Raw genomic sequence first — 20,513 nt, 5'->3', positions numbered from 1 at the left:
CTATTTTTTCTTTTTCTTCTTAACCACTTCTTGTTTCTCCACAATGGTTTTATTTTCAGCAATATAATTCGACAAAATTTTATCTACCAATTCTTCTTTGGTTAAATGATGAAAAATGGTTTTAATTTTTCCTTTAAAACCTTCCGGAATATCTCTATTTACTTTCGTTTTAAATATTTTTCTAGCCCAAAGTAATCCGTTGTTTTCTTCAATACTTTGTGCATCTGCTTTTTCGTAGGCTTTGAAAGTGATTCCTAATTCGGTTTCAAATTCAGGAATATCTGCAACTTCATCTTCTTGTATCACGCTTAAAGATAAACCGGTTGCTCCTGCTCTGGCGGTACGTCCACTTCTGTGTACATACGCATCATAGGTATCTGGTAAATGATAGTTGACTACAAAGGCCAAATCTTTTACATCAATACCACGAGCAGCCAAATCTGTAGCAACTAGAATATTAATATGTCCTTCACGAAATTGTCCCATAATACGATCCCGAATTCCTTGCGATAAGCTTCCGTGAATGGCTCCTGAAGAGAATTTATTTATCGCTAAATTTTTAGCTAGTTTGTTTACTGCTGCTTTGGTTTTACAAAAGATAATGCCGCGTTTACCTTCATTCGCATTTAAAAAATGCATTAATACATTTAGTTTTTCAATAGGCTCGACAACTACATATTGGTGATCGATTCCTTGGTGACCAATGGTTTGCATATCTGCCTCGATAGTAACCACGTTTTTAGATAAGCTATTTTGCACCAATTGCTTGATTGTTCCTGGCATGGTTGCCGTAAACAATAAGGTTCTTCTGGTTTTTGGTAATACTTTAATGATTGCCTCGATACCTTCTTTGTGTGCGCTTACCATTTCGTCTGCTTCATCTAAAACGAAATAGGTAATGTCTTTGATGTTAATGGCATTTCTTTCGATTAAATCTGCCAAACGTCCCGGAGTTGCAACTACAATATGTGTAGTTTCTTTTAGGGTTTCTATTTGCGGTTTTATAGGAATTCCTCCAAATACACCTGCAATAGCTACCTTTAAACTGTCCGCATTAAAAGATTGTAAGTTGTTATAAATCTGCTGTCCTAATTCTCTTGTTGGCGCTAGAATTACGGCTTGAATATTGGTTTTATTCGTGTCTATTAATTGCAGTAATGGCAATCCGAAAGCCGCAGTTTTACCTGTTCCTGTTTTTGCTATTGCAACCACATCGTCTTTTTGGGATAGTATTACCGGAATTACTTTTTCTTGAATATCTGTTGGTATCGTTATGTTTAGGGCTGCTAAACTACTTTGCAAATCTGCGTGAATACCTAAACTAGAAAATGATTGTGACATAAATTTTATTTTGTGCAAAGATAGTAGAGTTTTGTTGGTTTTAACACTTTAAAACGGAAGTATTACGGCATAAAAAAACAGACGTTTCCATCTGTTTATAAATCTACCAATTTTGGTGTTTAAAATTTAATCTTTAAAGCGTCAAATAGATGACTCATGGTCCAAGCGGGACCAATCATTAAGAACTGTAAATCTTTTAGGAAAGATGGCTTTTTGCCTTCGTGATTATGCCCGATAAATTGTCCGATCCAAGCCACCACAAAAAGGATAAGCATAACTAACCAAAGTGGTGCTATGTTTGCTTGTGCAATTTGATGAATACCCAATAAAACTAAAGCAGAAAATAATAGCATTCCGATAAACAATACAATAGATAAACGCAAATAATACAGCAATCCGAAAAGGATTATAACCGTTCCCAAATGCGCATAAGGAACAACTGCATTTGGCAGCACATTGGTTAAAACTTCTGGCATTGGAATACTCGCCAATAAACCAATTAGGCTAAAGAAAATAAGCGGCACACAAATATAATGTATGGCGATATTGAGTTTTTTTTGATGACTTTCGGCGTATTCGGTTAATAGAGCATCTATTTTTCTCATGGTATTTATTTGTTTTCGTTAGGTAATTTCACAAATTGTCTTAATTGTTGGTACTCTTCTACACCTTTTTCGGTTAGATATGGTAAAAGTAAATGCCATAACATTTCTATCGACGGACAAGCATTTACCGAATAGGATTTGGAATTAATGACTAGTTTTTGTGATTGCCAAAAAGTACTTGTCATCCATATCATATGAATGGTTTTGTTATAATCTATCGTGTCATTTTCTGGTTGCATTCTTCTAGTTTCGATATAGTAATCGATTAGTTTTCTAGCGTCTTTAAAACGAATGCGATTGGAAGCTTCATATTGCTTTGCTATTTCTGGATAGGTTTTTATAATATGAACGATATCATGGAAGAAAAAGGAATAGCGTTGTTGTAGGTCGTCGAATTTACGCATCATCTCTTCAAAATGAAATAAAGTGATGTAGGTGTTTTCCGGAAGGATATAATCTAAAGTTTCCGCATACATATCTTTATAAATAGTAGCCAAAAGCGTTTCCTTTACTTTATAATGATAGCTTAAATTGCCAGCACTAATGTTTAAAGCATCCGCAATTTGCTTCATGGAAACATTAGATATTCCGTAGGTATTAAATAAGGAAATGGCGGTTATCTTAATTTTGTTTTTCACAATAAATAAACGTGATTAGTAATTAAATACTAATATAGTAAATAAATTAGTAAACGCTTACTAATTATTACAAGTTACGATACAAAAAAAGCCTTATGTAAAACATAAAGCCTTTTAAGCGCTATTAATCAACAATAAAAAATGAATTAGGGATATATAAATTTATGGATGTCTTCTGTTTTAATTTCTGGATTTGCTCCTTCGCTACCGGCAACTAAAGCACCAATGGCACAGGCAAAATTAATTGCTTCCTGCGGATCATCGCCATTAATTAATTTACTAATTAATGTAGCTAAAAAAGAATCTCCAGCACCTACAGTATCTACGACCTGAATTTGGTATCCGCTATTGTAATAATAGGTATTGTTATAATACAAAATAGCACCATGACGTCCTTTGGTTACACAAATCGTTTTTGTGTTGGTATGTTCTGCTATAAATTTAATATTTTGTTCTAAAGAGTGTGTTCTGGAATTTAGCTTCTCGCCTATTTCAAAAATCTCATCATCATTAAACTTAATGAAATCTGCTTCCTGCATCAAATGGTTTAAAACTTCTGTCGTGTAATAAGGTTCTCTTAAATTAACATCGAAAATTTTATATTTCGCTAGTTTTAAGAGCGCATATAATGTATTTCTAGAGGTTTCATCCCTTGCAACTAAACTTCCAAAAATAAAAGCATCTGCATCTTCTGTTATGCTTTTATTATTTTCATTAAGTTGTATATTGTCCCAAGCACGAGGAAATTTAATATCATACGAAGCAGAGCCTTTTTGATTGAGCATTACTTGTACTTTTCCCGTTTTTAATTTATCATCTACCTGAAGGTTTTCTGTATTCACACCTTGATCGATAATATAGGATTCTATTTTTTTTCCTTTTTTATCGTTTCCTATACTAGTAATAATAGCCACATTATTATCTAACGATTGTAATCGTAAAGCGACATTTAAAGGTGCGCCTCCAATTTTTTTATGTGTCGGAAAAACATCCCATAATACTTCGCCAAAGCAAACTATATTTTTCATTTAAATTTCGTTTAAAACATTACTATTAATATCCTTTACCGACTTCTCAATTCCGTTCTGCACAATATTTTGGTATGCACTAGTATATGCTTTTACAAAAGTGCTATCGTTTTTAAGTTTCCCAAAAATGGATTCTATTTCTAAAAAAGCTTCCGGATGTTTTCTAGACGCAATGGCTTTTTCGTTTAAAACGGTTTCCATTGCATCTTTAATAAGGAGCTGCGTTCCAAATTCATTGACACCAACACTATAAATAGCAAAAGCAGCGATGATAAATGCGGCATGATCTATGGCTCCTTTGCTTTCTAACTGACTATAAATAGTAGGCAAAACGAATATTGGAATTTTAGCAGAACTCTGCGAGCAAATTCTATCAATTTGATCTTTTATATAGGTATTTCCAAACCTTTGGATTAATGAAAACTTATAGTTTTTTAAGTTCACACCTTCTAAATCTCCTAAAGTTGGCGTTACTTCATTCCCCATATAAATTCTTAAAAAAGAACTAATATCGGCATTACTAGCAGCTTCATCTATGGTAGAATAGCCATATAAAGCACCAAGAATTCCTAAAACGGAATGTCCTGCATTTAGTAAGCTTAATTTCATTTTTTCATAGGGAACCACATCTTCTACAAATTGTGCGCCAACCGTTTCCCAAGCTGGTCTTCCTGCAATAAAATTGTCTTCAATAACCCATTGTTTAAAAGGCTCACAAACTACTGGCCAAGCATCATCTATACCCGAAGTTTCTTTTAGTATCTCCATATCTAATGGAGATGTCGCTGGTGTAATTCTATCTACCATGGCGTTTGGGAAAGAAACGTTTGCTTCAATCCATGCTACCAATTCTGGTTCGGCAACTTGCACATAACTTAAAAGCATCTTTTTAGCAAAATGACCATTACCTTGAATATTATCACAAGATTGAATAGTGCATCCTTTTAAGGTCCGTTCTTTTCTTAGTTTTAAAGCTTGCGTTAAATAGCCAAAAATTGTTTTTGGACTTTGTGGGTTTTCTAAATCCTGTTGAATTAAAGGGTTCTTAAAATTAAAAGTGCCAGTTGCTTCATCATAATTATAGCCACCTTCCGTAATAGTTAAAGAAATGATTTTCACTTCGGGATTCGCCATCTTTTCTATCACCTTTACTGGGTTTTCAGGTGCATATAAACATTCCACAATAGAACCAATAACTCGTTTGGTTAGCGTACCATCTAATTCCTTAACTATTAAAGTATATAAACCATCTTGTTCTTTAAGTGTGTTATAAATTTTAGTATCGAAATCTAATAATGCAATACCGCAAATTCCCCAATCTGTAACTGTTGGATCATGCAATAATTCATCGGTATAAAAAGCTTCATGTGCTCTATGAAATCCGCCAATACCAACATGTACAATACCAGCTGTTATTTTAGATCTATCGTATTGTGGTGTAGGAACTCTTTCTGAAATAGTAGAAAGATTCGTATTGTTTAATTTATAATTTTTCATTGCAGTTTATTTATTTTCAAATCGCTGCAGTAATACAGCAAATATGATGATTGCTCCTTTTACTACTTGTTGCGGATAGGATGGTACGTTTAGCAGGTTTAGAATATTTCCTATTAATCCTAAAATTAGTACTCCCATTAAGGTGTTTATGGCTGTTCCTCTACCACCATTTAAACTAGCGCCACCAATTACTACAGCAGCAATAGCGTCTAATTCCCAAGCCATTCCCATATTTGGAGAACCTAAGTTTGTTCTAGATGCAACAATAATTGCCGCCGTTGCAGCTAAAGCGCCAGAAATAGCGTAGACTAAAAACTTGTATTTATTTACTTTAATTCCGGATAATCGAGAAGCTTCTTCATTACTACCAATAGCAATCACTAATCTACCAAACACGTTATAACGCAGCATAACCATTGCCATAATTACAATGATGAAGAACACGATTGCAATATTTGGAATTCCTAAAGTGGCGTTGTTTGCAAAATTAGACATGAACTCTCCGCCTGGCGTTTTAAAGGTAATTGGAGATCCTTTAGAATAAATAAAACCTAAACCTCTAGCAATAGTCATTAAAGCCAAAGTAGCAACAAAAGGTGCCATTTTTTGATAAGCGACGAGATAACCTGAAACGCTTCCTAAACCAAATCCGATAATAATGGTTAATATAATGGCTACAGGCAAGATTACCGTATTAACCAAAATAGCAAAAGTTACAGCAAGTAGCGCAACCATCGAACCAACAGATAAATCAATACCTCCAGTTAGAATTACGATGAGCATACCAATACTAATTATCCCTATTCCTGAGACCTGTTTTAGTAGGTTAGAAAGATTTACAGAAGTGAAAAACACATCCGAAATTAATGCCGAAAAGATAAGCAGCAAAACAAAAATAAATATAGTATTATACTTTACTAAAAACTTAAGGATGCCACCAGGACTGCTTAGCTGTTGTTTTATTGTTGAAGTCATAACGTGAGTTTTTTATAATTAGTTTAGTTGTTTTAATGGTTCACCAATAGAGTAACGCAATATGTTTTCTTCGGAAAATTGCTCCTTTTGTAATTCGCCATAAAAGGTTCCTTTATGCATAACAAGAATGCGATCTGCAATCCCCATTATTTCTGGCATATCTGAAGATATTACGACCACACCAACTCCCTTTGCAGCAACCTCATTAATTAAATTGTATATTTCAATTTTTGCGCCTACATCTACGCCTCGAGTTGGTTCATCAATAAAAATGACTTTACTATCAATACTTAACCATTTTGCTAAAGCTACTTTTTGTTGATTTCCACCACTTAGATTAGTAACCTTTATTTCTGAACTTGGGGCTTTAATACTTAGTTTTTCTATTAAGTCTAAAACATTTACATACTCTTTATCTACATTTAAAAAACCAAGTCTGCTTGAAATGGACTTAAAACTAGTAACACTAATATTTCTTCTAATGGATAGCGGTAAAAAGACACCTTCTTCTTTTCTATCTTCCGAAACAAATCCTATTTGATGTCCGACCGCACATACCGGTGTTTTTGTTTTAATTTCTTTTCCGTTTAAGATTAAAGTTCCCGATTTCTTTTTGTCTGCACCAAAAATAAGTTTAGCCGTTTCTGTTCTTCCACTTCCTCCTAAACCTGCAATACCTAATACTTCTCCTGGATGTACAGCAAAGGAAACATCATGAACTAGTGTATCTTTTGCAGTTAAATTTTTCACTTCAAATATTGGAACCTCTCCAATCTTAATATTTCTTTCTGGATATAGATCTTTTAACTCACGACCAATCATTAATCGAATAACGCCATCTTTATCGGTGTTATTAACAGCCATTGTTCCTGTATCTACACCATCTCGAAGCACGGTAATGGAATCGGCTATTTTAAAAATTTCATCTAAATGATGCGAGATATAAATAATAGAAACACCTTTTTCTTTTAACTTAAAAAGATTGTTGAATAGTTTTTTAATATCGTTAGGATCGAAAACCGTTGTTGGCTCATCTAAAACTAAAACTTTAGTATCTTCAGATAATGCTTTTGCAATTTCTACCACTTGTTTTTGAACAATACTTAAATCTCTTACTTTGGCTGAAGCATCAATTTTAAAACCCAAAGAATCTATTAATTCTTGTGCGTCTTGCATGATTCCTTTCCAATTCATCCAGAATTTACTAGCGCCTAATTTGTGGAGGTAAATATTTTCTGCAACAGACAAATCATTTACTAAAGATAATTCTTGATATACTACACTGATGCCTAAAACTTGTCCTTCATGTGTGTTCTTCGGATTTATTTCATCCCCATTTAAAACTACCTTGCCGGAATCTTTTTGATGCACACCACTTAATATTTTAATTAAAGTAGATTTTCCAGCACCATTTTCCCCTAGCAAAGCATGTATCTCTCCTGGTTTCACCTTTAAATTTACATCCTTAAGTACCGAAACAACACCAAAACTTTTTGATATTCCAGTCATTTCAAGACGATATTCACTTTCTGAATTTTTCATATCCTTTGATATTAGGGATTAAAACAATGCATTAGGATTGTAGTATTTTGCGGCATTTTCTTTAGTAATTAATAATGGCGCTGTAAACGAAGTTTTCTTAAAATCTCTTTTACCATTCATATATTGAATCGCATATTTCACAGCATTTTTACCAATTTGCACAGGACTATTCATCGCGGTACAACCGTAAAAATCGGTATCCATGATGTATTTAATAGCCTCTTTTTGTCCGTCTGCTCCAGCAACAATTAAGATGTCGTCTGTTTTTCCTGCTTGAGCAATCGCCTTGATAGCTCCTAATACACAAACATCTGATTCTGTAATAACTACGTTAATATCTGGATGTGCAACTAAAATATCTTCCATTGCTTTTAAGCCACCAGCATACGACCATTCGGTATATGCTTGCGTTTTTATATTTAAATCAATTTTACCTTGTGTTCTTAATTGCTCTTCTGTAATCCCTTGTAATAAACCTTGCTTTCTAGTTCTTCCAACAGGGTTTCCAGCATTACCACTTAATAGCGCAATATTCATGACTTTGTTTCCCATTTTTTTAACCAACCATTCTCCCGCTAATTCTCCATTTGCAAGATTGTTAGATTGAATAGTAGTTACATATTCTGCTGAAGGATCAATAGAACTATCAATAATAAAAACAGGAATTCCGGCAGCTTTAGCCAATTTAGTAACACCAACTAAAGCATCGGGATCTTTCGGGTTTAATAATAAAGCATCTACACCTTTAGTTATTAAATCTTCTACAGCTGCTATTTGTTTACTAATATCATCTTGTCCATCTGCAGCGTAAAAGACCATGCCATTTTTTTCTGCAGTAGATTGAATACTTTGCAATAATGCCTGATAGTATGGTGCATTTAAGGAAGGTGAGCAATAGCCTATCTTTTTACCAGTAAGATCTAAATCACTTTGAAAAATATCTCCAGTATCTTCCGCACTATTTATGGATGTTTTTGTAGCATCTGTTTGTTCGACACAACTAGATACACTAAAAAGCAATGCAATTGCTAGTATTGGCAAATACATCTTCTTTAAAACGACTTGTAAGTTTTGAATTTTCATAAGGATTGGTATTAATTAATTTAATGATGTCTTGTTTTTAAAATAAAGTAATATCTAGTTGCAAAACGGTTTTTTCTTTCTCTGGATTCCACATAACAGTCACATCTACAGGTAAGTTATAATTTTTTATTGAGATTTGCTTATTAAAGGTCGCTCCTACATTTATAATATTTCCTGCTTCTTCTGTATAAAAAGTTTTATCGGTTATAAAAGACCAAGCACCACCAGCAAAAAGGGATAAGCTAGAATTTTTATTTTTCCAAACCTTACTGCTCACTTCAAAATAGTGTGTCCAAGAATCGGTTAATGATCCATCTGCTTCTACTTCATAATCTCCAGAACCACCGCCAACAATAGTTGCTAAATACAATAGTGTATTATTTGTTATATTATATCCTAAATTAACATCTACAAAATTATAGCCTTGTGTTTTGTCATATCTCCAATAGTGTAATTTATCTCCTCTTTCCTCTACACCAGTATAATTGTTATGAGAAACGGCTTCGATAAAGAATTTATCAGAAACTCGATATTTCGTATAAATAGAGAACTCTTTATAAAGAGCACTTACATTTTCCCCGGTATTACTTACAATATCTGCTCCCGAAAAACTTGCACCTCCCCAAAAACCAAACGTAAACTTTTCATTTCTAGAATTGAATTCAATATTTGTCGCCATCATAACACCCTGATGCACTACAAATCCATGCCACGTATGCATGTTTTTTAAATGCGCACCGATACTAAATGGTTTATAATCGTCTTCCATTTCTTCCTCTTGTGCAGAAACTAAATTAAATGTCAACACCATTAAAAGACTTAGTAGTACTAAAACTGTTTGAGATTGTTTGCTGTTTTCGGCCTTTAAAGAATTCTGCAAAAATAATTTTGTTTGTCTTTTCATGGTTTTGGTTTTAAAAAGTTAACTATTTTACAAACGTCATATTTACGTTTGTTTTTCAAATGTATTATAAATAATTCAGAAAAACATAATTTTACTTATAAATAATATTCTATTTTATCATTTTTGTATGCTATATTGATATAATAATCAAGTATTTACTAATTATCTTACATCATGAACATAATGTATTATTGACGTTTAATTAAATTTTTATATATTAGTCCTTATTAAAACAGACACCTGTTTTTATAATAAATTATTTTATGGAATCTGAAAAAATATTAAATATATCTGTGGATTGTGTTGTATTTGGATTTGACATAAACACTAAATCTTTAAATGTTTTGTTGATAAAACGTTTCTTAGAATCGGAAAATAAAGAAGAGATTTTAGTGGATGATTACGTCTTAACAGGATATCATGTATATAAAGAAGAAACTTTAGACGAAACTGCCACTAGAGTACTAAGGGAATTGACTGGTTTAACCAATCAATATAAAAAGCAATTTAAAGCCTTTGGTAATCCGGATCGATTAATGAACCCTAAAGATCTCATTTGGATAAAAAATGAAGCCTTTCATTTACGAACGACAACTATCGCCTATTACTTTCTGTTGAAAACGGAAGATGTAGATGTCAATAACAGCAAAAAGCAAGCAAAATGGTTTCCTGTTAATGATTTACCAGAACTAGGATTTGATCATAAAAAAATCATTTTGGAAGCCTATGAAGATTTAAAAATAAAGTGTTTATCAGAACCAATCATTTTTAAATTACTTCCAGATAAGTTCACGATAAACGAAGTACAAGATGTATATCAATCTATTCTAGGAATAGAAATAGACAATAGAAATTTTAGAAGAAAATTAATTAATAAAAAATACATCATTGCACTAGACGAAAAACAAGTTGGTGTTTCTAAAAAACCAGCGCAACTGTACATGTTTAGTAAGGATATTTATGATAAAATATTTCAGAAGAACTATTTAATAAGTATCTAATTTAATAAAATAGGATAATGTTGTGATAGCGAAAATGAAAAGAGGCTGCCTTTCAAGACAACCTCTTTTCTGCTATTAATCAAAAAACTACTATTTAGGAAAGTTAAATTTCCCGTTTGTATTTTTTCTATCTGCTTCTGGTGCAATGGTTTCCATTACATCCCAATGTTCTGCTATTTTACCAGCTTCTACTCTAAATAAATCATAAAAGGAAGTTGGTTGTCCTGCAAAACTTCCTTCGCTAATTGTTAATACAAAATTACCTTGTCCTAATACTTTATGGGTATTTGTATACACCATAGTAACACCTTGTTTCGCCATAGCTTCTAGAGCTTGACCTAAACCAGATAAACCATCTGCAATATTTGGGTTGTGTTGTATGTAATTATCGCCATCGAAATATCCTGCTAGTTTTTCCATTTTACCGTTCACTAAAATGTCACTTACAAAGTTTGCAACTATGGTTTTATTCGCTTCTGTTTTGTCTAAATCTGTAATGATTGTTGTACCATCTGTTTGTGTGTGACCACTAGGATTTACAGCTGCTTTTTCGATTAAATTATCCCAATGCTCTACCACTTGACCGTTTTCGAATCTAAATACATCAAAACCTATTTTTGGTCCGAAAAAATCGTATTCTGTTTGTGTAAATCCGTAATCTCCATCTTCAAATGCACGTACTGTATTTACTTTAAAACCATCTTCTGGCGCAAGCGCTAACAAAGCTCCAAAACCATCTAAACCATCGGCTACAGCAAGGTTATGTTGCTTGTAATTTGTTGCATTAATATAACTTACACCTTGTGAATCACCAGTTTCAATACTTTTTAAAACGGCCAACGTTTTTTCTTTAATGGATAGTTCCATTTTAGTTTCTTTTATTATTTGTGATTCATTCTCTAATCCTTTTTCCGATTTGCAAGCTCCTAATGTTAAAACTAGTGATGCCGCTAAAAGTGTTTGTTTCATGTATTGTTATTTGTTTTTTTTTCGTTAAATTCTGAAGACAAAATTAGTATAGCAATACACTTTACCAAAGGTAAAAACGGCCGTAAACATGGTGAATATCGAACCATAATTAAGGCTGTGTCGTTTTTAGAGGTTAATTAACGGTTAATCTTGTTCCTTTTTAAAATGATTCATCATTTCCAGTGCAGATTTATGCGATCTACCTGTAGCAGTTTCAAAATCGGAATCTACATCATTAGCTCCATTTTTAATCCCTTCATAAATTCCAGCAATTATAGTTCCCATGAAGTCTCCTAAAGCTTCTGTTCTTTCTTTTCTATATGCTGCAACCGAAACGTTATTAAACACAAGGTTGGTACCATATACTTGATTTATATAATCTGCTAATTGCCTTTGCGTAATGCCATTACCAACAAGGTTATAAATCTGCTTATTGTGCTTGTCTTCGGTTAGCATTTTAGCGTAAGCGAAACCTAATTCCTCACGACTTGTGTACGTACATTTACCATCTGCGGCGCAATTCCTTATTTCACCATCTTTTATATATGTGTTTATGTATTCTAAATCTGGCTCTATGTAGATTCCGTTTCGTCCAATCACCCAATTCAGTCCTGAGTTTTGAACATCTCTTTCTGTTTGTCTATTGGTTTGCACTATCGGACTAAAAGCATTTCCTTCTTCTGCTCCAACAATACTTGTGTATACTATTTTCTTTACACCATTTTGCTTTGCTGCTTCGATGACATTTCTATGTTGTATGATCCTTTTATCTGGTGCATCCATTCCGGAAACTAATAAAACCACATCAACACCTTTTAAAGCTAAATCAAACTGCTCTTTACTGTTGTAATCTCCTTTTCTAATTTCAACACCTAAATATGCTACTTTATCAGGAGTACGAGCAATACCAATTACATTATCCTTACCAATTAAATGAATAAGATTTTTTACTATGGAAGCTCCTAGTTTTCCGCTTGCTGACGTTACTGCTATTTTCATAATTTATAATTTTAATCTTTTACGTACGCAAATATCCATCCTATTAGTGACTAATAGAAGATTAATGTTTGACTAAAAATGGTAAATATCGGCTTTAGGTAAGTACTTTTTTAATAGCTTCTTCTATTTGTATAGCTGCCATATCTAGTACTTTTTTATTGCCGTTAGGCTTTACAATAGATAATTCTGTACAAGATAATATTACAGGATTCTTAGCTGCATATCCATTTATTAAGCTATGATATTTCTCTAGTAATGCAACCGATTCCGTTTCGTTGTACACTTGCTTTCTAACATCATCTATAAATAGCATATCTTCTTCTGTTGGAAGTATTACTTCCATACCATTATCTAAAAAATGATCTTTTATATAGGAAGCTTGCATACTGAAGTAGGAACCAAACAGAACAACTTTACTCCAATGGTTCTCTTTCATTTTTTTAATACTTAAAGAAATAGGATGCAGTACGTTTGTAGTAATATCTAGTCGATCTATAGTTTCGTGAAGCGTAATATTTGGGATTAAAACATGAGGTGCATCAAAAGTTTCTATTTGCTTTATATATGCATTTACAACGGCATCTAACTGCTTAGAAGTGTTTGGCAACAAAGCATTAATGCTATTGAAATCGGTGTTTAATAAGACAAACGGACAAGTACTATAATCGCCTTTTTCATTATTATATAAACGATTCAATTCGCTTATATAAAATAAGGTGGAGCGACTTCCAAGTCCTAATATTGCAAGTTTTGGTTTTGGCATTTTTAATGTCTTGTCAAGATATAATCGGCAAAATACCCTTTACTATCTAGTATTTTAGTGTCTAGAGAAAAGTCTGTATTAGCAATAATCTTTTCGATTAACGTATCATTATATTTTCTTGATATTTCGGTGTGTATTTTTTCGCCAGCTTCAAAATTATAGGATTTTTCGATAGCCTTTATAGTAACCGTTTGTTTTTTTGTACTCACTATATAGCTTTTCGCAATACCTTCCGATTCATCATATTCCGGTTGGTGTTTAAAATTTTCAAGGTTAAAATCCGCACCCAATTCTTCATTCATTCGATGTAATAAATTAAGATTGAATTTAGCGGTAATACCTTTATTATCGTTGTAAGCAGGCAAAACAATGTCTTTCGGTTTTATTAAATCGACACCTAACAATAGTTTGTCTCCCGGTTTTAAATTGGCTCCCAAATTATAGATGAATTCTGCAGCTCTTGCATCTTTCATATTACCAATATTAGAACCTAAAAACAAAATAACTTTAGGTTTATTACTATTTTTTAACGAAGCTAATATTTCAAAATAATCCCCTTGTTGTGTTTTTACAGATACGTTTGGTAATGTTTCTGAAAGGTCTTTTTTTAGTAAACTCAATGCATTGGAAGAGATATCTATTGGAAGATAATCGAATGCAAAATTCTGTTTATCTAATGCGCTTAAAAGCTTTTTGGTTTTTAAACCATCACCAGCACCAAGCTCAATTAACTCAAAATGCGCATTAGCATTTAGCTTCAAAGCGCTTATTAAATCTTGTGTTTTATTTTGAAAAATATCTAATTCACTTCGTGTTAGATAATATTCTGGAAGATTCATTATTTCTACAAAAAGAGCATCGCCAATTTTGTTATAAAAATATTTGGAAGGAAGTGTTTTAGGGTTACTATCTAATCCTTGTTTTACTTCTTTTTTAAATGTTTCAATCATCTATTTTACTAATCTAATTCCGGTGAATTGCCACCTTTCTGTTGGGTTAAAAAAATTACGATATGTTGGTCTGCTGTGGTTTTTAGAAGTGGCAACCGATGCACCACGAAGCACCATTTTGTTACTCATAAATTTTCCGTTGTACTCACCTACTGCACCATTTTCTTTTTCAAAATTCGGATATGGCAAATACGCACTGTTGGTCCATTCCCAACGTTTTCCCCAATCCAATTGTTGGGAAGCAATTTCCCATTCCAATTCTGTTGGTAAACGCATGCCTTTCCATTCGGCATACGCATTGGCTTCATAAAAATTAATATGACTTAAAATTGCATTTTCATCTACTTTTTGTAATCCTGCTAAGGTATAATTGTGCCACTCTCCTTCTATTTTATGCCAATACATTGGCGCATGGATCTGATTTTTATTTACCCAAGACCAACCATCGTCTAACCAAAGATTAAAATCGGAATAGGCTCCAGATTCCATAAATTCTAAATAGTCCCCATTGGTAACTAAATGATTATTTATTTCAAAATCATCCAAATATACTTGATGCACTCCTAATTCATTATCATAACAAAAATCTTTGCCTTGATGACCTATTTTATACAACCCAGCTTTAATGGTAATGCTTTCGGAATTGGAATTGCTATCTTTTATAAGATTAGCATCTTCATGATACGCAGGAAAAATAGGATTATGACCAAGCATATATTTTACATCCGTAATTAATAATTCTTGATGTTGTTGCTCATGGTTTAAACCAAGTGTTACTAAATCTAGTATTTTTTTATCGGAAACATCCTTTAAAAAATCTTGCATTTTAGTATCTACATACGCTCTATATGCAAAGATTTCATCGGTACTGGGACGCGACATATTACCTCTATTGGTTTGCAATATTCTACTTCCTACATTGTTGTAATAACTATTAAATAGAAAGTTGAAATTAGGATCAAACGCTACATAATCTTGAACGTATTGTTTCAAAATAAAGGTTTCAAAAAACCAAGTAGTATGTGCTAAATGCCATTTTGCAGGACTAGCAAATGGTACCACTTGAATGGAATAATCTTCGATTTTTAAAGGACTGCAAAAATCAATAGTTACCTGTCTTGTTTGTTGATATATTTTACTAATATTCATATTTAGATTAATCTTTGCTCCTATTTATACGCTACTCGCATATTATTTTTAATATTATAATTGGTCTCCTTTTGGCTTATAAATTACAAAACGATACATTAAAATGTGGTAAATTAATTTTCATGTTGTCTTTATAGTTAAAGCCTTTCTGTTTTTATCTATATTCCGGATTCTCAAATTCCCAACGCTTACCTGAATCCCATTCTTCTCTAGAATTCCCATAATTAGAATACCCATTGTTTGCTTTTAACATAGATGCTAAATGAAGCAAATTATAGGTCATAAATGTTGTGTTTCTATTTGTAAAATCGCTGTTAAAACCAATAGGATTATCTAATTTCTTGTCTTGCCATTTTTTATCTCCATAGCTAGGTCCTGGACCAACTTCTCCAATCCATCCAGAATCTGCTTGAGGCGGGATAGAATATCCTACATGCTGTAGCGAATATAAAATTCCCATAGCACAATGTTTTACACCATCCTCATTTCCTGTAACTATGCATCCTCCAGCCTTTCCGTAAAAAATATACTGTCCTTTTTCATTGGTTTTACCACTCATAGCATACAGTCTCTCAATTAGTTTTTGAGCTTCAGAAGACTTTTCTCCCAACCAAATTGGAGTTCCAACAATAAGTATATCAGCTTCCATGACTCTTTTAAACAAAGATGGCCATTCGTCCGTTTCCCATCCATACTCTGTCATATCCGGATAAACACCACTCGCAACCTTATGATCTATAAAACGAATTTCGTCCACCTTAACCTTTTCCTTTAACATGATTTCTTTAGAAACATTCATCAAAGTTTCCGTATGACTAGTTTCGAGAGATTTTTTTAAAGTACAATTGATATATACCACGCTTAAATTACTAAAATTTGGATTTTTCATATTTTATGCTTTATACCATGTAAGTTATTCAAAAAAAATAATACGTAATAACGCAAAAGAATAAAATATTGCCTTAAAAAAAATCACGCTTTATATCTTGACTTTAGATGTATTAGATTAGGATCGAAACTTTATAACTTTATTTTTCACAAAAGGAATTCTAAGAATAAAACCCAAACCAACAATAACTGCATAAATAATCCAAGTTTTATCTAAAATGGCCACATGAATTAAGCTTAATAAAATGGCAGCATAGGAATAGCTTTGGAGTTTTTTCCAATTCTTTTTAAGTCGTTTCATCGATTTTCTATTTGATGTAAACAGCAATGGAATCAATATTAAAATGGCTATAAAACCTGCAATATAATTGACTTGAGTAAAGGTTTCTAAAAAACCTTCGGCAGCAATAAAAATAATAAAATGAAGCAAACTCCAAACTGCTGTTGCTATTCCCATAGCTTGTCGTACAAAAAGATTTGAAATTCCGAAAAGGATAAAAAACGGTGTACAGGTTAATACGGCTGTCATCCAGCGAATGGCAAATTCCCCAGAAACATGATATAACATTTCAACGGTTGTACGTCCTTCTCCAACGGCATTTTCGGCAAAGGAAAGCGATAAACCATTAGAGAAATCGATGTTTATCATTTTTAAAATAACTAATAATGGTAAACTGGCTAATATGGTAACGATTACCCAACCAAAATTATTTTTAATTACCTTCATAATAAGACTTAATACATAGTATTATTATTCTCAGAAGTATCAGGTATTTGCTGAATGCTGTCCCAATGCTCTACAATTTTTCCGTTGGTATCAAATCTAAAAAAATCCATAGTGACATATTGGTCATTATCTGGCCAAATTTGATGCGTATGTAAAGCTACTAAATCCCCTTCAGCAACACTTCTTATAAAATCCATAGACTTTACAGGAAATTCTTTTTGCATGCGATTAAAATAATCAATAAATGCTTGCGGACCATCTGCAACCATTGGATTATGTTGCTTATAAGCATCACCAACATAAAGCGTTACTGCTTTAGTAGGATTTCCTTCATAGGCCATTTTATAGAAAGCAATAGCATTCTCTTTGTTTTTTTGAATATCCATAAGTTGCGTTATTTTGATTTTAATTCCGTTAATTCTTTTTCTAGCGCTTCCGCTTTTTCTTTAAACTTTTGCATTGCTTTTTTAAGCTGCCCCACTTTTTTCAAGACTTCTTCGTCTTGCACAGCCTCAAAAGTTTCAACAGCATCTTTAACTTTATACTTTGCTTTTGCGCCACAAGTTGGGCAAGTTTTTATATCTGACATGATTTTATATTTTGAAACAAATTTCAGATAAACGAAAGCAAACCTAACGATGAATATAAGAGTAAAAATGGTAAATATCGAACCCTAAAGCTTAATCGTATTGTTTTTTGAATTGATTTGGGGTAAATCCGGTATGCTTCTTAAAATATTTTACAAAATTAGTAGGTTCTTCAAAACCTAAGGAATACGCCAATTCAGAACTTTTTATTTCAGAATTTACCAAAAGACGTTTGGCTTCTAATACTATAAATTCGTCAATAAATTGTTTAGCAGTTATGGCAACGGTTTCTTTACAAATAGTATTGAGATGCTTATAAGACATATTCAGTTTTTCTGCATAAAAATCTGCGTTCCTGCTTGTATTAAAATTTGTAGCTAACAACGATTTAAAGTTTAAAAATGCCTTTAGTTTATCCGAGCGTTTTAAATGAATGGTTTGATATTGTTTTAAGCGTTCTAGTTTTGAAAAGATAATGGTATGCAGTGCATTATACGTATTATCTTGATTATAACTTTCTTGGGAATTGGAATATTCTTCATCAAACAGTCTCATATATTTCTCCACATTAGAATCTATTGGCACATGAATAATTGGCGAAAATAATTGCGCATTAAAGAGTCTGTCTATTTCATTTTTTGGTAAGGTATTAATCTGCTTTTTAAGATAAGGTTCTGTAAATAATAAGATGTAACCTTTTAATTCTGGCGTAAACTGAAACGCATTAATTTGACCTTTAGAAATATGTATGATTGTATTTTTCTTTACCCGATGCCAAACAAAATCAACTAAATGTTTACTTTCACCAGCGGTGTACAACACAATCATATTAAAAGAAACCTGATGTGCTTTTTCGGGATGATGATCCTCTGCATCGTCTTTACGCGCATTTAAATCTTCAATTTTTATAATTTCTATACCACTATTGTCTGGTTTTTTAGAATCAAATTCTATATGTGGAATATCCTTTTGCATTAGTTTTTGTTATTGGCGTTATCTAAAGCTTTTCTAATATGATCACTGTCCCAATGATTATCAAAGTCTACAAGTCCACGTTTAAAATCTTCGTTTAAGAATTTTTCTTGTTGTTCTAATTCTTTTTTTGCTTTAAAGATATAGTTGTCTTCTCGTTTCGGTTCAGAAGCCAATCGTCTTAAACTATCTTGGTCGTACTTGATAAAATTCTGAACTTGCCTATTTAATGTATATTTTCTGAAACCCATTTGACTTAGCACATCTTTGGCTAAAGTTAAGGAAGTTTCTAAGGATTCTCTATAGATATTTTCATGTCCTAGATTTAATAATTCATAAGCATCATATCTATTTTTAGTACGAATCATTAATTCTACATGCGGATACTTTTCTTTTACAATTTTACTAATTGCTTTAGAAACACTAATCTTATTGGTCGCACAAATAATGATTTTAGCTTCTGCAATTCCTGCGGATTCTAATAAATCTAATCGTGTTGCATCCCCATAATACACCTCAAACCCCATTTTTCTAAGAAAATCTACACGATTAGAATCGTGATCTAAAACGGTAGCTTCTACACCATGCGAACGCATAAAACGTCCGATAGTACTTCCAAAATGACCAAAACCAACCAATATAATTTTTTGGGATTTTGCAATATGATCCATTGGTCGTTTTATAGATTCTTTAGTTCCTATTTTAGGAAGAATAAAGCGCTCATTAAAGATACCAATTATTGGAGTTAGTGACATAGATAGCGCGGTAATTACAAGCATCATATCCATTTGTTCTTGCGACAAAATATGAAGTCCGAAAGCAAAGGATAACAATACAAATGCAAATTCTCCAATTTGGGCTAAACTGAAAGTTAGTAGTAATTTTTGATCGATTTTTAATTTAAAAATATGACCTGTAATAAATAGAACAATAGCTTTTAAAGCGATAATTGCAATTAGGATTCCTCCAATGGTTAACGGACTATTAGCGATAACAATAAAATTAATGGATGCGCCCACAGCCATAAAAAACAATCCTAAAAGTAAGTTTTTAAATGGTTCTAACGTACTTTCTAACTCATGCTTAAATTCACTATTAGAAAGTACTACACCACCTAAAAAGGCTCCTAAAGCAGGACTTATACCAACATATTCCATGATAAATGAAATTCCGAAAACTATTAAAAATGCCGCTGCAATTAACAGTTCACGAACGCCAGTTTTTGCGACTTTTCGTAGCATAGGAACAATTAAATAACGACCAGCAACAATGATTAAAACTACCGATAAAAGAATGGCTAAAGTTTGAAACCCCATAGGAAGGTTGTCTAGTAAATTGGCATGTTCACTGCTGTTTTCCGCGGAAGCGTTACCTTCTGTATTCGCTAAAAGCGGAATAAAACCTAACATGAAAATCACGATAATATCTTGGAATAGCAAGATAGAAAATGAAGCCGTTCCAAAATTAGTTTCCATCAATCCTTTCTCTTTGATGGTTTGCAAAGCAATTGCTGTAGAGGAAAGCGCCACAGCCATAGAAATAACTAGGGCTACTTTCCAATCAAAACCCAATGCCGCGAAAAGAATATAAGAGAGCAACATGGTTCCTCCTACTTGTATCCCTCCCATTCCTACTATGGTTTTTCGCATGTTCCAGAAATTTTTAGGTTCAATTTCTAGTCCGATTAAAAACAACATTACGACTACTCCAAATTCTGCAAAATGTAAAATATCTTCCCCTTCGTTTCCAATAAAACCTAAAACATAAGGACCAATTAATACACCTGCTAATAGATATCCAATTACAGAACTTAAACCCAATCGTTTTGCTATGGAAACACAAATAATGGCTCCGGCAAGAAAAACTATGGCTTCAAAAAGTATACTTCCAGTCAT

21 protein-coding genes are annotated in these 20,513 nt (G+C 32.7%); 1 reads left to right on the top strand and 20 read right to left on the bottom strand.

The window, feature by feature from the left end:
• The 9 genes from ACVCXO_RS12520 to ACVCXO_RS12480 all read right to left on the bottom strand — a co-directional run bounded on the left by ACVCXO_RS12520 (position 1) and on the right by ACVCXO_RS12480 (position 9,613).
• Complete coding sequence (locus ACVCXO_RS12520) at positions 1-1,341, bottom strand: DEAD/DEAH box helicase (RefSeq protein ID WP_452229931.1); 1,341 nt, start codon at positions 1,339-1,341, stop codon at positions 1-3.
• A gap of 119 nt (positions 1,342-1,460) precedes the next feature.
• A complete protein-coding gene (locus ACVCXO_RS12515; RefSeq protein WP_452229930.1) occupies positions 1,461-1,946 on the bottom strand; it encodes an Mpo1 family 2-hydroxy fatty acid dioxygenase in 486 nt (161 codons plus the stop codon).
• A gap of 5 nt (positions 1,947-1,951) precedes the next feature.
• Positions 1,952-2,584 (bottom strand): TetR/AcrR family transcriptional regulator, encoded by a 633-nt coding sequence (locus ACVCXO_RS12510; RefSeq protein WP_452229929.1) that lies wholly within the window; start codon positions 2,582-2,584, stop codon positions 1,952-1,954.
• Between the two features lie 146 nt (positions 2,585-2,730).
• Positions 2,731-3,612 (bottom strand): carbohydrate kinase family protein, encoded by an 882-nt coding sequence (locus tag ACVCXO_RS12505; protein WP_452229928.1) that lies wholly within the window; start codon positions 3,610-3,612, stop codon positions 2,731-2,733.
• Positions 3,613-5,109 (bottom strand): mannitol dehydrogenase family protein, encoded by a 1,497-nt coding sequence (locus ACVCXO_RS12500; RefSeq protein WP_452229927.1) that lies wholly within the window; start codon positions 5,107-5,109, stop codon positions 3,613-3,615. It lies immediately after the preceding gene.
• A 6-nt stretch (positions 5,110-5,115) separates the two neighbouring features.
• On the bottom strand, positions 5,116-6,084 hold the full coding sequence (locus tag ACVCXO_RS12495) for an ABC transporter permease (protein ID WP_452229926.1): 969 nt from the start codon (positions 6,082-6,084) through the stop codon (positions 5,116-5,118).
• A gap of 18 nt (positions 6,085-6,102) precedes the next feature.
• The gene (locus tag ACVCXO_RS12490) at positions 6,103-7,626 is read right to left on the bottom strand and encodes a sugar ABC transporter ATP-binding protein (RefSeq protein ID WP_452229925.1); all 1,524 of its coding nucleotides are present in this window, start codon (positions 7,624-7,626) and stop codon (positions 6,103-6,105) included.
• A gap of 18 nt (positions 7,627-7,644) precedes the next feature.
• Complete coding sequence (locus ACVCXO_RS12485; protein ID WP_452229924.1) at positions 7,645-8,709, bottom strand: substrate-binding domain-containing protein; 1,065 nt, start codon at positions 8,707-8,709, stop codon at positions 7,645-7,647.
• Between the two features lie 37 nt (positions 8,710-8,746).
• Positions 8,747-9,613, bottom strand: a complete 867-nt coding sequence (locus tag ACVCXO_RS12480) for a hypothetical protein (RefSeq protein ID WP_452229923.1) — start codon at positions 9,611-9,613, stop codon at positions 8,747-8,749.
• 263 nt (positions 9,614-9,876) lie between these two features.
• On the opposite strand from ACVCXO_RS12480, the gene ACVCXO_RS12475 reads away from it, so the two are divergent.
• The gene (locus tag ACVCXO_RS12475; RefSeq protein ID WP_452229922.1) at positions 9,877-10,614 is read left to right on the top strand and encodes an NUDIX hydrolase; all 738 of its coding nucleotides are present in this window, start codon (positions 9,877-9,879) and stop codon (positions 10,612-10,614) included.
• Positions 10,615-10,704: 90 nt separating this feature from the next.
• Here ACVCXO_RS12475 and ACVCXO_RS12470 read toward each other — a convergent pair whose 3' ends face one another.
• From ACVCXO_RS12470 to ACVCXO_RS12420, 11 genes are all read right to left on the bottom strand, one after another.
• Positions 10,705-11,583 carry a nuclear transport factor 2 family protein gene (locus ACVCXO_RS12470; protein ID WP_452229921.1) on the bottom strand — a complete coding sequence of 293 codons (879 nt, stop codon included), beginning with the start codon at positions 11,581-11,583 and terminating at the stop codon, positions 10,705-10,707.
• Between the two features lie 144 nt (positions 11,584-11,727).
• On the bottom strand, positions 11,728-12,582 hold the full coding sequence (locus ACVCXO_RS12465; protein ID WP_452229920.1) for an SDR family oxidoreductase: 855 nt from the start codon (positions 12,580-12,582) through the stop codon (positions 11,728-11,730).
• 94 nt (positions 12,583-12,676) lie between these two features.
• Positions 12,677-13,345, bottom strand: coding sequence for an aspartate/glutamate racemase family protein (locus ACVCXO_RS12460; RefSeq protein WP_452229919.1), 669 nt, complete (start codon positions 13,343-13,345; stop codon positions 12,677-12,679).
• Between the two features lie 2 nt (positions 13,346-13,347).
• Positions 13,348-14,295, bottom strand: coding sequence for an L-histidine N(alpha)-methyltransferase (locus ACVCXO_RS12455; RefSeq protein WP_452229918.1), 948 nt, complete (start codon positions 14,293-14,295; stop codon positions 13,348-13,350).
• Entirely contained in the window at positions 14,296-15,444 is a 1,149-nt protein-coding gene (gene egtB / locus ACVCXO_RS12450; protein ID WP_452229917.1) for an ergothioneine biosynthesis protein EgtB, read from the bottom strand.
• 154 nt (positions 15,445-15,598) lie between these two features.
• Positions 15,599-16,333, bottom strand: a complete 735-nt coding sequence (locus tag ACVCXO_RS12445) for a flavodoxin family protein (RefSeq protein ID WP_452229916.1) — start codon at positions 16,331-16,333, stop codon at positions 15,599-15,601.
• A 117-nt stretch (positions 16,334-16,450) separates the two neighbouring features.
• Complete coding sequence (locus tag ACVCXO_RS12440) at positions 16,451-17,059, bottom strand: ferric reductase-like transmembrane domain-containing protein (protein ID WP_452229915.1); 609 nt, start codon at positions 17,057-17,059, stop codon at positions 16,451-16,453.
• An 8-nt stretch (positions 17,060-17,067) separates the two neighbouring features.
• A complete protein-coding gene (locus ACVCXO_RS12435; protein ID WP_452229914.1) occupies positions 17,068-17,445 on the bottom strand; it encodes a nuclear transport factor 2 family protein in 378 nt (125 codons plus the stop codon).
• An 8-nt stretch (positions 17,446-17,453) separates the two neighbouring features.
• Positions 17,454-17,648, bottom strand: coding sequence for a hypothetical protein (locus tag ACVCXO_RS12430; RefSeq protein ID WP_203458822.1), 195 nt, complete (start codon positions 17,646-17,648; stop codon positions 17,454-17,456).
• A 91-nt stretch (positions 17,649-17,739) separates the two neighbouring features.
• Entirely contained in the window at positions 17,740-18,621 is an 882-nt protein-coding gene (locus ACVCXO_RS12425) for a helix-turn-helix domain-containing protein (RefSeq protein WP_452229913.1), read from the bottom strand.
• On the bottom strand, positions 18,621-20,513 hold the full coding sequence (locus ACVCXO_RS12420; protein WP_452229912.1) for a monovalent cation:proton antiporter-2 (CPA2) family protein: 1,893 nt from the start codon (positions 20,511-20,513) through the stop codon (positions 18,621-18,623). The genes ACVCXO_RS12425 and ACVCXO_RS12420 overlap by 1 nt, the downstream gene beginning before the upstream one ends.

The sequence above is a fragment of the Lacinutrix sp. MEBiC02404 genome, assembly GCF_053601575.1.
The sequence above is the reverse complement of the archived record's forward strand: the minus strand, read 5'-3'. Positions and strand labels throughout refer to the sequence as shown.